Here is a 15050-nt window from a genome sequence, read left to right on the forward strand (position 1 = left end):
TATTAAAAACTGATCCTTGTCATGTTTATATACTGTATTTTGAGGTAGATTTGTTGAAATCGTAAATATCTGATAATCAAATGAAAACGCAACAATTTATTCTTTTTTTAGCATTTCTTCTTTTTTTAGCTGGAAATGGCTCTTATGCACAAAATTACAAAATGCCAGTACCTTCTATTGATGCAACTGGAAAGATTACTGATGCAAAAGGAAAACACATTGGCTGGGTTACCAGTGATGGGATAATCAAAGATGCAGCAGGAGTAAAAATCGCCCACATCGACGATGCCGGGAATGCAATCGATGCCATAACAGGAAAAACCTCGGGCAAAGCCGCAAAAAACGGCACTTACCTTTATCATGTAAAAAGCGGGGCCATTGACAGCTTAACAGTATCTATCCCTATGAATGGGATATGCGAAGTCAAAGATACAAGTGGAAAAACCGTGCTTTTGGTTCATGAAAATTATAAGCAGTATGGAGCCTGCGCGATGCATTGTCTTCAGATGAAAAGCGCGCACAAAGATATGAAGATGAAATGATTGAAAGTTTGTGATATTTGCCACACCCACATTCAGGTCAGGGATCAGTTTATTAATATGTTAATTGTCTGATAATTAACATATTAACATTTTTCCCGTGAATGGATCGTGTAATAATTAAACTAAAAAAATGTGTTAAATATCATGCAGCATAATAACCAGAATTTTGCAAAGGATATTGGACTTAGTCCAATAGTTTAGACAATATGTGATATATACAACCTTTAAACAGGCTTTTGCAATATTTTTAAAAACAAGCGCACCGATCTTTAACCCATAGTAAATCTAATCATAGTTGCAAAGAAACCTTAGAAGAGAGTTTAAAAACTAAAAAAATGGAAATAGATAATGGTTTCAATTTTTGGAGCAATGCATTTCATGATTTGTGTGGATAGTACTTTTTTCTGGGAGTTTTTGCAGCTCCATACATTATCCCGGTCAGCAAAGTAAGAAAGATTTCCCCTTGATATTTTGAGGAAGCGATTCGGATAAACTTATAAATAGATGCAAAAACTAACAATGTTATTTTTAGCCTTTACTTTCAGTTTAGGCGTAATTGCACAGAATCTGGGAATGGTCATGATAATTTAAACAATAATTCTTCCTACTCAATAACAGAAATCCTTTTGGGAGTAATTTTAATTGTAGTAGTCATCGCATTGGTGATGCGAAGTTTTAATAGTTCCAGAATTGGAAAATAATTGTCGAGTTGTCAAAGAAATAGTAAAATAATTTATTTAAACAGGCAACCATTTACAAAACTATGGAAGCCACAACTTATAAAAAGATGAAAAATTTACTGATGTTAATTATAGCTCTTGCTTTAAGTACCACAGCATTCTCCCAGGCGAAAATGGGCGAAAAAATGAAAATGAATCACAAAATGGACATGAAGAAAGACCACATAATGATGAAGGATGGGCGAATGAAGATGATGAAAAATGGCGAAGAAATTCCTATGGATAAAGAAATGACAATGCAAAATGGTACGAAGGTGATGGCGGACGGGATGTATACAAACAAAGATGGTGCAACAATGACAATGAAGAATGGTGATATGATGGACATGGAAGGAATGATAAGCAAGATGCCATTGAAGGGAAAATCAACCAGGAAAGGTAGAATGGGCAAAATGAAGATGCAGTAATAGAAGAGTTGGAGCAAGGTTCCGTTATAAGTTTACGGTGTCAAAAAATAAAAATGGATAAAGGTGTGCCCATAGCATTTTGAAGGAATACCATTGAAAGAGATCATAATCTTAAGAACATGCTTATTGATAAGCAAAAGCAAAATGGAAGCACCAAAATTTAAATTAAGAATACAATACTGATGATACCTTTTCAATTAGTACGGTTATGTTTGCCCATGATGACAAAACGGATATAACATAAAGTTGGACGAAGAGAAACACGAGATAGACGTCAAGAAATACCATGTAATGATGACCAAATGAAGATAGAAAAAATGGTACATACCTTTAACATCTCAAATGCGGAGCTACTTATAGCTTAACTGTTTCTGCTCCAATGAATGGAACTTGTGAAGTCAAAGATAAAAATGGGAAAACGGTTCTTCTGGTCCATGGGAACTACAAACAATATGGTGGTTGCGCCTTACACTGTCTTCAAATGAAAAACGAACATAATGATATGGAAATGAATTGACACCAAGTAAGTAATTAAGTGAAAGGTATCGTATACAATACAAATTTAATTTTTCGAAACTCATAGTATTTTAAAACAGATAAAAATCATCATTATGGAAACATCAATTTCAATAAGCCGTATTTCTTTTGGTACAGGTTGTAGACTATTTATAGAGAGTAAAAGTACAGGTTTGTCATTAATGGTGGGCTTCATCATTATTTTATTTGCGTCTGCTTTCATCATTGGCTGTAATGGTAGTAATACTAATAATAGTCTAAAAACAGACTCTACTGCACAATCTAACGTGCAAAGGAATGGCGACGTTACTGAGGAAATCCATAAGGGAATGGAAATGATTAAATCCGGCAACGAACTGGTTAACAAAGGGGAAAAAGCCAATGATAAGTCAATGATAGATAATGGGATGGCTGAAATGGATAAGGGAATGCAAATGGTAAAAGCCGGACAAAGTACCATGAATAGGCCTGAACATGAAAATGAAGATATGGATGATAAAATGGCAATGGGTGATAGCATAAAAAAGACAGCAGGAAAAGATATGGATATGAGTGATAACGGAATGAATATGATTCATCAGGGATTAGACGTAGCTAAGTCTGGCAAAATGATTACCCAGCATGCACTAAAAAACAAGGATAAGCCGATGATGCAAACCGGCATGAGTATGATGGATAAAGGTATGGCGATGATTACCATGGGTAAAGAAATGATGGGAAAAGACAGCAACGTTATGGCCGATAAACCCATGTCTGATGATATGGATATGATGGATAAAGGCATGGATATGATGGATATGGGCAAAGGTATGACCAGCAAAGCTATGGGACCAGCAGATAAGCCCATGATGGATGATGATATGGATAAGGGTATGGATATGATGGACAAGGGCATGGACATGATGGGAATGGGCGCAGATAAAATGAAAAAAGACAAAAAACCAATGCCTATGAAGGATGATGATATGTAATTTTAATAGACGACCATAAATATTCTACGATGAATTTGTTCCGTTGTATCATTTTTACTGCTCTTTTCTGCATAATTTTTACTGTTTTTGCATTTTCCGCTATTGCACAAACTGCTGATGAGCATGCAGGCCACCATCCCGACAAAGTAGCAGCAGATACTGCTGCTTCAATGAATAAGATGGCAAATGCAAAAGATGCCAGCGGTGCCACGAAGGATATAGGTGCTGGTAAGAAAGCCAGTGGAATGGGGGCAGGCATGGGCGATATGATGAAGGATATGGGCAAGCCTACCAATAAGGAAATGTATCCTACACTGATGCAGGCAAATGAGCTCACCCCGGAAAAACGTATTGAAATAAACCAGTTAGCAAATAAGCAAATTACCGAAGGTAATGCCTTGCTGGATATAGGTTTAAAACAACTTTCAGGTGCCACCCGTTTGCAGGATCTGGAGGCTATGAAAGAAGCAAACCAACAGATGCACCGCGGACAAATGATGCTGGAAAGCGGCCTGGAAGGCCAGCGGGCATTAGCAGAAAGTATAGACCCACGCCTTACAGCTTTACAATGGTTTAACAGGGAAATGAACCTTAATGCCATCGAAAATGCAAAAAAGCACAGTTTTATGGGGCTTTCCTGGTTTCATTACATCACCATGTTTTTGCTCACCGCGTTTGCAGTAACGATGGTTTGGATGTATTTCCACAAAATGAAACGTGCCAATGCACTTGTTGAAAAATTATCGGGCAATCCAAAAGAGGATGTACCACCACCAGGTTCGGATAAATCAGGTGCAGCATCTGCCGCAGATAAACCGGGCACTATTCCGACTGCTTCCCCTGCTGATAAAGCCGGAGCACCACCTGCTGTAAATCCCGATAGTGCACCATCAAAACCAAATTCATGGACAGGTACTTTGCTTGTTGCAGAAATTTTTTTAGAAACGCCCAATGTAAAAACTTTCCGCCTTACAGAACCAGGAGGTAAAAAAATCCCCTTTAATTTCCTGCCCGGCCAGTTCATTACAGTAACCATTAATCCAGCGGGTGTACCTGTAAAACGTTCGTATACGATTGCTTCCTCGCCCACACATACAGAATATTGCGAAATAACGGTTAAGCACGAAGAGAAGGGAACGGTTTCGCATTATATGCACAACGAAGTTCATATTGGAGAATTAATGCAGTTTACCGGGCCCTCTGGCAAATTCACTTTTACAGAAACACATGCAGACAGCGCTGTATTCATTGGTGGTGGCGTAGGATTAACGCCAATGATGAGTGCCGTCCGTTATTTGACAGACCGCTCCTGGAAAGGTGAAATTTATTTTTTCTTTACATGTAAGAATGAAAGCAGTATTATTTTTCGAGAAGAACTATTATACCTGCAAAAACGCTACTCTAATTTACATGTGTTTTTTGTACTTAGCCAACAACAAGGCGAGGCCGGGGTTGACTTTATCCCCGGTCATATTACTAAAGAAATAATAACAGAACGAGTGCCGGATATTATATCCCGTATGATTCACATTTGCGGGCCAAAACCCATGATGGATGCGGTAAAATTGATGATGGATGCGTTAAAAGTGCCTAAGGAAAATGTGATGGTAGAGGTATTTGCCGGCCCGCCACCAGCAGCTAAAACGCCGATACAACCAACTGGTGCTCCTGTAAAACCACCAGAGGGAAGTGAAGCAGCGCAGCCAGCTGCCACACCTGAAGAAGGAAAAGCTGCGGTGTCCCAGAATAAAGAACCTGCTTCACCTGAGCAAGATAAGGGTGGGGTGGTCACGTTTGTCAAATCAAATAAAACAGCAGTACTTACAGCGGATAAGTCGGTACTCGAAGCATCGGAAGAGGCCGGCGCTAACATCGATTATTCCTGCCGCGTTGGAACATGCGGTGTGTGCAAAATAAAGTTGATTTCAGGTATGGTGACCATGGCCGTAGAAGATGCATTGACAGAGGAGGATAAGGCGGAAAATATAATTTTGGCTTGTCAGGCAAAGGCAACCGAAGCTGTTTCAGTTGATGCTTAAATTTTTACGAAAGGAATACATAAATGAAACGGGAACGCACCATCATGGTCTCCATGCTTATACTACAACTTATTTTGTGGTTAGGCTTTTTGGTGCATCAGTCTCCACGGTTTGCAGGTAGCCTTACCGGTGGCATACTGGCAATTACAGCCGCTTTGCTGATGATTGTGCCGCCTCTTTTATATTCAGCCACCAAACGGATACCTTTTTTTAAAGAAAAAATTACAAAGCGTATTTCAATGGGCACATTACTTACCTGGCATGTTTATACAAGCATCGTTGGTGCCATTCTTGCTATACTCCACACGGGCCACCGATTCGAAAGCAATCTTGGTATATGGCTTACCGTAATGATGATGCTTACGGTATTAAGTGGTTTTACAGGAAGGTATTTTCTTAGTTATTCATCAAAAGAAGTCAATGAGAAACAAGCTGAACTCAACCTTTTGGCTACGCAATACAACCAGTTAATTAATGAGATAGGTAAGCAACCAGAATCAGGGGCGAGTCATGTTGTCTCCAATAATTTGATAAGCCGTGCCTTCAACAGCTTTGTAGGCACTCAGGGTATTGCTACAGATCCTAAATCCCTGCTATCGCACCGGGCTTTGCTTTTGACTGAGTCCATTGCGGATCTTGAATATGCTATTAAAACACACGAATTACTAAAACGAAGAACAGCCCGATGGTTAAAAATCCATATCATCACATCTTCTGCGTTTTATATTTTACTGATACTGCATATTTGGTCAGCCATTTATTTTGGGTTAAGATATCTTAGATGAAAAAATTAATTGGCATACTTATTCTTATATTTTACATAGCGGTAGTTTCTCACTACGGTAATTTTGATTTTACAGAAAAAAATAGCTGGCAAGCACAAGCAAGTCCAGGTAAATTGTCTTCTGCCCATGAAATGCTTTCAGCCAATTGTGCAACCTGCCACACGGCTACAATGGGTGTCGACAATGCAAAATGTATCACCTGCCATGGCGATAACAAGGCCTTACTAGAGCGGCAGCCCACTGCTTTTCACGGTGTGATCGGCAATTGTTCCTCCTGTCATATTGAACACCAGGGCCCAGATGCGAATTTGCGGGTGATGGACCACGAGGCAATGGCGCTTCTTGGTGAAAAAATAATTGGCGATGAAAAAAAATCTTTTCAGTTAGATGAATCAATCATACCGGCTGACCACCCGCTGGTTTCAGATCAGATTGCAAAACTTAATTGTGCCACCTGCCACGGCACAAAAGATAAGCATCTTGGTTTGATGGGCAATAATTGTGCATCCTGCCATGCCGCTACCCAGTGGACAATTCCTGAGTTCCAGCATCCGTCGGTACTTTCTATTAATTGTTCCCAATGCCACCAGGCTCCGCCGAGCCACTATATGATGCACTTCGAAATGGTTTCTAAAAAGGTTGCCGCCCGAAGTGATGAAAAAGGGAACGGTTGTTGCGAAGCTGTTTTAGTTAATCAATGTTATTCTTGCCATAAAACAACTTCATGGAATGATATCCAGGGAGTGGGTTTTTATAAACACCATTAAAACACATTGAATAAGCATCTGCTATACTTCATCAAACCAATGAAATGAAAATAATCGACTATAGTCAAATGCTAATCGATGGCCAATGCTATCTGAGCTTTATGGCGCTGTGGATGCGCCAATGCTAGGAAAAAGCCTAATGTAAAAAGCGGTATTGAAAAAATCGAAGGCACCATTGGTAAGCCCTGAAATTGCTGCTGCTATTTTGCTTTTTAGCATCAAATAAGCAAGCTTTATCAATGGCACTGTTCTGGTGGTAGATGGAGGAAGGGTGCAGGTATATAATCAATAGCAAAGGTCTGTTTAATAACAACCTTAGTTTACAATGAACAAAGCACTTTCGCTGTAACCGTGACTTGTATCCGTTCTCTCATTTTTATATCAGTAAATTATGCAACTTAAACCCAAAGGTATGTAAGATTATTCGTATCAATAAGAGGAACTTTGCTATGAAGGGAAAACCACTTATGAGGATTGATTAAATACATAGGTATGGATACCGGGTTGTAAAAAAATAAAATTGAGGATTGTCATTTCCAAACATGACCACTATCATAAAGCGCTGAAAGAAGAGGTTCTACTTTTAATCAAATTTAAATAGCTTGTTTTGAAGTGGTTACAATAACTGCTTCCATCTATTCCGTTTAAAGACTTCTCATAGTTAATCTTCTAATTTTAAAAACAAAAAAATGTATAACAGCGGTTATCAGTTCGTGGGAATGCACTTTATATGGTGGTTCATTTGGCTAGGATTAATTTTCTGGATTTTTGCTACGCCTTACAATATTCCAGGTCAGCGAAAAAAGAAAGATACTCCTCTTGACATTTTGCAGAAGCGTTTCGCTTCAGGACAAATAACAAAGGAAGAATACCAGGAGCATAAAAAAATTTTGCGGGTAGTTTAACCATATTAAATAACTGCAACAAATCTATCTGTTAAAGATAAATGATTTTCTTTTAAACCGGTAACCATCAGGTTTAGCTGTGGAAATGTATGAAGAAGCTACTGCCTTTCATTGCTGCCTTTTCTTTAAGTTCATGTGTAATATTTGCCCAAGAACACAGAATGGAGAAAATAGGCAAAAGGATTTGGTCTAAAATGATTTAAATGATAAACAGTTGTGAGCATATCCCTAATTGTGCTGACCGTTTCGGCATTTGTCTTCTTTACCGGCCTTTCTGTTATGGCAAAGCATAACTAGCCCCTAGTTTTTGCACAGTCTCACGGTGTTAAAAAATTGTTCTTCTGTGCGATTCAAAAAATGAATACGAGAAGGCAAAGAACTTGAAATATTAATCAAACTAAAAAGAAATAAACATGTCTATTCAAACAATTAATCCCACAACAAACCTTGCGCTCAAGACTTTTGAAGAAATGACAGAGGAGGCAGTGGATGCTGCTGTAGCACAAGCCTTAACAGCATTTGGCGACTGGAAAAGAACCACTTACGAGCAACGTGCCCGTTTATTGCACAAGGTAGCTGACTTGATGCGCGAAAAAAAAGAAGCATTGGCAACAACAATCACTTTGGAGATGGGCAAACTCATCTCCCAGGCGGAAGCTGAAATAGTTTTAAGTGCTGATATTTTTGATTACTACGCCGACAATGGTGCCGTCTTTCTCGCCGATAAAAATCTTAGCCCCGAACATGGAAAAGCGTTTATCCGCCACAGCCCAGTAGGTGTGCTGTTAGGTGTAGAACCGTGGAACTTTCCATATTACCAGGTGGCCCGTTTTGCCGCGCCTAACATAATGATAGGCAATACAGTGCTGGTAAAACATGCGTCCATCGTGCCTCAATGCGCCATCACCATAGAAGAATTGTTCAAAGAAGCGGGTGCCGCACCGGGCATTTATACCAACCTTTTGATATCAGGCAGCCGCGCTTCGGTATTAGTGCGCGATAAAAGAATTAAAGGGGTTTCCCTTACTGGCAGCGAGGAAGCGGGGGCAAGCGTAGCATCTGAAGCCGGCAAAAATTTAAAAAAATCTGTTCTTGAATTGGGGGGAAGCGACGCCTTTATCATATTGGAAGATGCCGATATTGAAAAGACAGTTGAATGGGCAGTTGTGGGTAGAATGAATAATAACGGGCAATGTTGTGTGGCATCTAAACGGTTTATTGCCGTAGAAGCTGTGGCCGACGAGTTCCTGGAACGATTCAAAAACCGGTTGTCTAATATAGTGGTCGGCGACCCAATGGACAAGACTACTGAATTAGGACCCCTGAGTAGTGAAGGCGCAGCAGTACAGTTAGCCGACCAGGTCAAGCGGGCTGTAGATGCAGGAGCAAAAGTATTGATAGGTGGCAAGCGTGTTGACCGCCCTGGCGCTTTTATGCAACCTACTATTCTCACCGATATTAAACCAGGCAATCCTGCATATCTGGAAGAGTTGTTTGGACCGGTTGCCTCTTTTTACCGCGTCAAAAATGAGCAGGCTGCTATTGACCTTGCTAATGACTCACCATTTGGTTTAGGCGGTTCTGTTTTCACGCAAGACATTGAACGAGGCCAGCGGGTGGCTGACCAGATTGATACCGGAATGGTTTTCATTAATCACCCTACATGGACACAAGCTGATTTGCCTTTTGGGGGCACCAAGCGTTCAGGTTACGGACGTGAGTTATCAGAGTTAGGTATTGATGAATTTGTAAACAAAAAACTTATTCGCACAAGCGAACTAACCGACCCTTTTTAATAATCTCTAAATAGCGCTGTTATTCATTTCAAAGCTATTTATTTCCTGCTGAATAGAACCATAAAAGTCCACGGGAGTGATATATGGATGCTTGACAGACAAACAAATGTCGGTGCTAAAAAATAAACAAGAAAACGACTTTTGTTCTTTTATTACAATTAGAGCAGAAGCTGATGCGGCTGAAAAAGAATTTTTTAAGTAGGATTTTTATGTACCAGGAAATGTCACTTTAATCATCGTTGCGTCGCACTCTTGTGCATTTTGTATAACAGGCAGCAATGAACATTTACCAGAGCGAACCAAATGACATTCAACGGTACGCAAAATCGCCAATGATGCTTTCCCATGTTGAATTTGAATAATGAAAATGTATGTGTGTTGTAGAAATGCTATCGCGATTAATTAAAATTCGAAAGAATTGGCAATTGTTTCTTTTAGCTGCCATGATAATAAATAACCAACAACTGTCTGCGCAAGCACTAAAAGCGACTAATCCGCCAATGTATTTTCTGAATACAGGAGTGTTTTTTTCACCCTCAATGGAGGATACTTATTTCAGTCCGGCATTGGATGTAGAAACGGGATTTTGGAAAATGAACAACAAGAATTTTTTTAGCTGGGGCGCTTCTGCTGAGGTTTGGCACTTTAGCAGTATAATGTATGGATTAAATAATCCAACCATAAAGAATAATACTGATGCTTTTATTAATCTGAATGGGATGTTTTATTATGATAACAAGATCATCACTCCATATGTGATGCCAACCTTTTCTTTTGTTTCAGATTTTAAAGATGTTGGTATTGCCGCAGGAATTGCCTTGGGGCTAACTCACAAAACAAGCAAAAGGTTAGAAACCTTCATACAAGCGAAATCAATCAGATTTTCTAAACCACTCAATTATCTGAACATGAATTTTATTATGATTGGACTATCTTTAAAATTATCAGAATGAATTATACGGCGAACACCAGGGCATTGTTTAAAGAGAGTAATGAATATTAATTTTTTCTATAACAAATTCTGGAACCACGGTCCGGCGAGAAATTTTTGGAAGTTGGACCGGGTCCCGGCATTCAGGCGCTGCCCTGTAGCGGAGGCTTTGCTACCGGGAGGTACACTCGATGTTCTGGATATACAGCGGAAGATGCTGATGCACTTGACCACCTGGCAACAAAAAGGCACGTTATCAACATACGGGCAAAGTTTGGAGATGCGCAAAATACCGCTTTATCAGGATGCCGTATTTAATGCTGTGTACATGATAGGAACCCTCGGGGAAATTCCGGATCAGCCCGTGCGCTGATGGGTTTCTCCGGCTACTAAAACCGGACGGGCGACTTTATAACAAGCGAAGTTATTATTGACACGGATTTTATATCTCTTGCTGCCTCTAAAAAAGAAGGCATGTGAGGCGAGCTTTGCGTATGAGCGGAGTAGCGACCAACCATTTCTTATTTCACAAGATTTAGGCGAAAAGACAGAGGTACTTTAATGCCACGAGACAATATGAAATTCATTTATATGAGCCCGGCCTTATTGCTGCCATGAAGCAGCCATTGCATCGCACTCTTGTACAGAAGGTTCAACCACTCACCATTGCAAAGCATTACTAAGCAAACTGATGTATGAATAGAAACAGGCTTATCAAAGATTTAAGCTATGAGTTAGTTGTGAGCTTACGTGAGGGGATTGTGTCTTAGCCCCCTAAATGGTTGGACAAAATTGTAAAAACAGTTTAGTCCATTTAATTTAGGAATCATGAGTAAACAACGGCGAACATTCAGTGCAGAAGACCGGTACTCGATCGTACAGGAATCTCTTCGGAGCGGACCTTCCGAGGTTAGCAGAAAGTATAGCTTATCACCATCTCTTTTGAGGAGGTGGAAGGAAAAATATTTGGCAAGCGGCAAGGACGGCCTTCGGGATTCTTATCCACGAGTTGATCCGCAAGTACGTATCTTAGAAGAAGAAAACGAACGCCTGAAGCGCATAGTAGCCAAGCAAGCTCTCGAACTAGAGGTAAAAAGTGAACTGCTAAAAAAAACTCCTATCGGACCCAGGAAAAGATAGCCGTCATGACTCAATACCAGCAATCTACAACGCGAAAGGAGCTGTGCCGGTGGTTAGAACTTCCCCGTAGTGTGACTTACTACAAACGTCGGCAAGGTAAACCGGGGGCAAAACCTAGTCAAGTAACGATGACAATCGACGGAGTTTTGGTACCAAACGAAGATGTGACCTTACGTATTCGACAACTTCTTGATACTGAATTCAATGCATTTGGCTATGAATATATTACACATGAACTGAAAAAAGAATATATAATCAACAAGAAGAAGGTATATCGCTTAATGCTTGCCAACGATCTGCTATTAGGAAAGATGATTCGACCAGCTGGAAAGCGGGATTTTGTTCAGTTTCGACGAATTGAAGCCACAAAACCCTTGGAATATCTCTGCTGGGATATTAAGTATATCTGGATCCATGGTGAGCGACGCAATTACTATCTCCTGTGTATTTTAGATGTATACACTCGTAAAATCATCGATTGGGTGCTTCAGAGCAGCATTCGACAACTGGATTTGATAAATTTGCTAAGGCGAGTGAATAGTTTTCACCAATTGCAGGGCGTCGTTTTGCGAAATGATAACGGGAGCCAATTCATTGCTCACAAAGTGCGTAATTTTTTAAAAAATTCAGAAGTCCGGCAGGAATTTACGCATGTAGCAACACCGGAAGAAAACTCCTATATCGAGGCATTTCACAGTATTTTGGAGCGTGAAGTAATTGAACGGAATGAATTCGCCAGTTACTACGAAGCAAAGGAAACAATCCAGCGCTTCATCAAGCATTATAATGAGCGTAGGTTACACCGTTCCATTGGCTTCACCACACCCCAACAAAAATGGGAAGAAGCCATGCCAAACGCCTTAACCATGCTTGAAGAAATGTCCAACTAATAAGGGGTCAAGACAATTGCTTCATAAGTTTTTGAAACAAGTTCGTTTGAAAATGATGAGAAAAGCGGTGCAAGTACAAGTGAGTGACACAACGATGTTTAATTGAAAAACAAATGACTGACCCAGAAGTTCAGGTAAACAAAATAGGTTCAACTTTGCAAAAATTTATCAGGCTTGAAGGGTAAATGAAGTAGCAATAAGGCAACTGGTAACAACAACATAAAGGTTACACAATGAAAAAGATACTTTTAATAGCCGCAGTAATGACAATCTATTCTGCTACATTTTCGCAGGATATGAAAGGTATGGACATGCCAAAACCTCAGGAAAAAGGAAGTGATAACATGGATGGTATGAACATGCCAAAAACAGCAACATTAAAAGTTCCCGGTAAAGCCGTAGCCTACTATCTTGATGTTACCGATACGCTTGTAACTTTTGCAAAAGGAAAATTAAAACCCGCCATTGCCATTAACGGCACCATACCTGCACCTACGTTATATTTTACTAAAGGCGATACGGCTATTATTCATGTTCGAAATTTGATGAAAGAGGAAACATCTATTCACTGGCATGGCTTGCTTTTGCCCAACGAGGCAGACGGCGTTCCTTATCTGACTACTCCACCGATTGAGCCAGGCAGTACCTATACATTTTCGTTTCCTGTTATTCAAAACGGCACGTACTGGTATCATTCGCACACTGCGCTTCAGGAGCAGGTAGGTCTTTATGGAGGTATCGTTATCTATCCCGCAGACAAGATGGCTCAAAAAGAAAAAGTGATTTTGTTCTCTGACTGGACTAACGAAGACATGTCAACCGTTGTGCGTTCGCTGAAGGCGGGTTACGAATGGTATGGCATTAAAAGAAACTCCGTGCAAAGCTGGGGTGAAGCATTGGTAAAAGGATACTTAGGCGATAAGGCAAAACAAGAATGGGGACGCATGCCGCCGATGGATGTATCCGATGTGTATTACAACGCCTTTCTTGCCAACGGACGGCAATCAAGCGAGTACCCGGAATTTAAACCGGGCGAAACAATTTTACTAAGGCTTATCAATGGCGCTGCCGGTTCTTATTTTAACATACAATTTGCTGGTGGCCCAATGACAGTCGTTGCTGCGGATGGTATTGATGTAAGGCCAGTAAAAATTGATAAGATTGATTTTCCTATTGCTGAAACGTATGATGTGCTCATTACCATTCCTGCGGAAGGCGCTTATGAATTAAGGGCTACGGCTGCTGATATTTCAGGCTATAGTTCGGTTTATTTTGGAAGTGGTAAAAAGGTGGCTGCACCCAACATTCCTGCGCTGGATTATTTTGCTATGTTAAGGGAAAGAAACAAAATGGATATGGCTGGTTCTGGTAAAAAAGGAACCTCCATGGAAGGCATGGACATGGGCAATGAAGATAAAAAAAGTAGCTCAGTGCCCGGCATGGATATGAGGAAGAAAGAGGACGAGGTAACGAAAATGGATGGTATGGATATGGGCTCAAAAAAAGAAGCTACTGCTGCAACGGAAAAATCAGACATGGCTGGCATGAAGATGGACAACGGTAAAAGTGCTGGCACGCTTACTTACGATATGCTGCGCTCCATACAGCCAACTGCATTTGATGAAAATCTATCAGTACGTACGGTTCCCTTAACGCTTACCGGCAACATGATACGCTACATCTGGTCGTTTGATGATAAGCCTCTTTCTAAATCCGATAACATCATGATAAAAAAGGGTGAGGTAGTGAGGTTCAAAATGTTTAACAACACGATGATGCGGCATCCAATGCACCTGCACGGGCACTTCTTCCGTTTAATAAATGCACAGGGCGATTACTCACCACTCAAGCACACGTTCGATATACAACCGATGGAAACAGTCACCATCGAGTTTTTAGCCAATGAAGAAAAAGACTGGTTCTTTCATTGTCATATTTTATATCATTTGGTTGCCGGCATGGCTCGCATTGTAAGCTACGAAGGCTCGGAGCAAAATGAGTTTGCAAAAACCGGTTACAAAGAGCTGAAAAAAGAAGACAATGCAATTTACAAGTGGGGCGATTTAAATGTGCTGTCCAATGGGGCCTTTCTCGAAAGCTTTGTATCCAATAATAAAACCCAGTTTCGTTTTGAAGGGCGGGTAAACTGGAAGGGTAATTTCGAAACGGAAGCCCACTTGTTGCGATTTATTGACAAACAGGATTATTTCGCCGCTTTTATAGGCTATGATTATCGTAGGAATAAAGAAGTGATCACAGATCCAAAAGACAAATTGAATACAAAAGACAACCGTAGGCAATTTGAAGTCGGCTTAATATATCTCTTGCCCTTTTTTGTTGAAGCCGAAGTCCGGGCAGATCCGACGGGCCGCTTCCGGGCACAGTTGCAACGAAGGGATATGCCCATTACTACAAGAATATTTTTTGATGGTAAGATAAATACTGACAAAGAATATTTAATGGGGCTCCGGTATTTTTTCAGCCGCACATTTTCAATCAGTGCTTTGTATGATAGTGATTACGGAATTGGTGCGGGTATAAGCATTCGTTATTAATCAAGAAATAATGAAAATAGTACGTAATCTCCGCGTTAATGTTGGCAGCTATTTTTTTCAGGCTAA

At 40.3% G+C, this 15050-nt stretch carries 12 protein-coding genes; all 12 read left to right on the forward strand.

What is annotated here, in order from left to right; all coding sequences use genetic code 11:
- The first annotated feature begins 80 nt into the window (after positions 1–80).
- The 12 genes from FEM55_RS21840 (at position 81) to FEM55_RS21895 (ending at position 14984) form a co-directional block, all read left to right on the forward strand.
- Complete coding sequence (locus FEM55_RS21840) at positions 81–542, forward strand: hypothetical protein (protein WP_082218010.1); 462 nt, start codon at positions 81–83, stop codon at positions 540–542.
- 763 nt (positions 543–1305) lie between these two features.
- Positions 1306–1689, forward strand: coding sequence for a DUF6799 domain-containing protein (locus FEM55_RS21845; protein WP_082218011.1), 384 nt, complete (start codon positions 1306–1308; stop codon positions 1687–1689).
- A gap of 611 nt (positions 1690–2300) precedes the next feature.
- On the forward strand, positions 2301–3176 hold the full coding sequence (locus tag FEM55_RS21850; RefSeq protein ID WP_082218012.1) for a hypothetical protein: 876 nt from the start codon (positions 2301–2303) through the stop codon (positions 3174–3176).
- A gap of 29 nt (positions 3177–3205) precedes the next feature.
- Complete coding sequence (locus tag FEM55_RS21855; protein WP_082218013.1) at positions 3206–5215, forward strand: FAD-binding oxidoreductase; 2010 nt, start codon at positions 3206–3208, stop codon at positions 5213–5215.
- A gap of 23 nt (positions 5216–5238) precedes the next feature.
- A complete protein-coding gene (locus tag FEM55_RS21860) occupies positions 5239–6000 on the forward strand; it encodes a hypothetical protein (protein ID WP_082218014.1) in 762 nt (253 codons plus the stop codon).
- Positions 5997–6767: a cytochrome c3 family protein gene (locus tag FEM55_RS21865; RefSeq protein ID WP_082218015.1), complete on the forward strand. Its 771-nt coding sequence runs from the start codon at positions 5997–5999 to the stop codon at positions 6765–6767. The genes FEM55_RS21860 and FEM55_RS21865 overlap by 4 nt, the downstream gene beginning before the upstream one ends.
- A gap of 689 nt (positions 6768–7456) precedes the next feature.
- Positions 7457–7672 carry an SHOCT domain-containing protein gene (locus FEM55_RS21870; protein ID WP_082218016.1) on the forward strand — a complete coding sequence of 72 codons (216 nt, stop codon included), beginning with the start codon at positions 7457–7459 and terminating at the stop codon, positions 7670–7672.
- 413 nt (positions 7673–8085) lie between these two features.
- Complete coding sequence (locus FEM55_RS21875; protein WP_082218017.1) at positions 8086–9468, forward strand: NAD-dependent succinate-semialdehyde dehydrogenase; 1383 nt, start codon at positions 8086–8088, stop codon at positions 9466–9468.
- 371 nt (positions 9469–9839) lie between these two features.
- The gene (locus FEM55_RS21880) at positions 9840–10421 is read left to right on the forward strand and encodes a hypothetical protein (protein ID WP_131962168.1); all 582 of its coding nucleotides are present in this window, start codon (positions 9840–9842) and stop codon (positions 10419–10421) included.
- An 806-nt stretch (positions 10422–11227) separates the two neighbouring features.
- The gene (locus FEM55_RS21885; protein WP_138283466.1) at positions 11228–11539 is read left to right on the forward strand and encodes a transposase; all 312 of its coding nucleotides are present in this window, start codon (positions 11228–11230) and stop codon (positions 11537–11539) included.
- 5 nt (positions 11540–11544) lie between these two features.
- Positions 11545–12429, forward strand: a complete 885-nt coding sequence (locus tag FEM55_RS21890; protein ID WP_138283467.1) for an IS3 family transposase — start codon at positions 11545–11547, stop codon at positions 12427–12429.
- Positions 12430–12662: 233 nt separating this feature from the next.
- Positions 12663–14984: a multicopper oxidase domain-containing protein gene (locus tag FEM55_RS21895; RefSeq protein ID WP_082218020.1), complete on the forward strand. Its 2322-nt coding sequence runs from the start codon at positions 12663–12665 to the stop codon at positions 14982–14984.
- Positions 14985–15050: the final 66 nt, after the last annotated feature.

The organism is Dyadobacter sediminis (genome assembly GCF_005860765.1).
Taxonomy (GTDB): domain Bacteria; phylum Bacteroidota; class Bacteroidia; order Cytophagales; family Spirosomataceae; genus Dyadobacter; species Dyadobacter sediminis.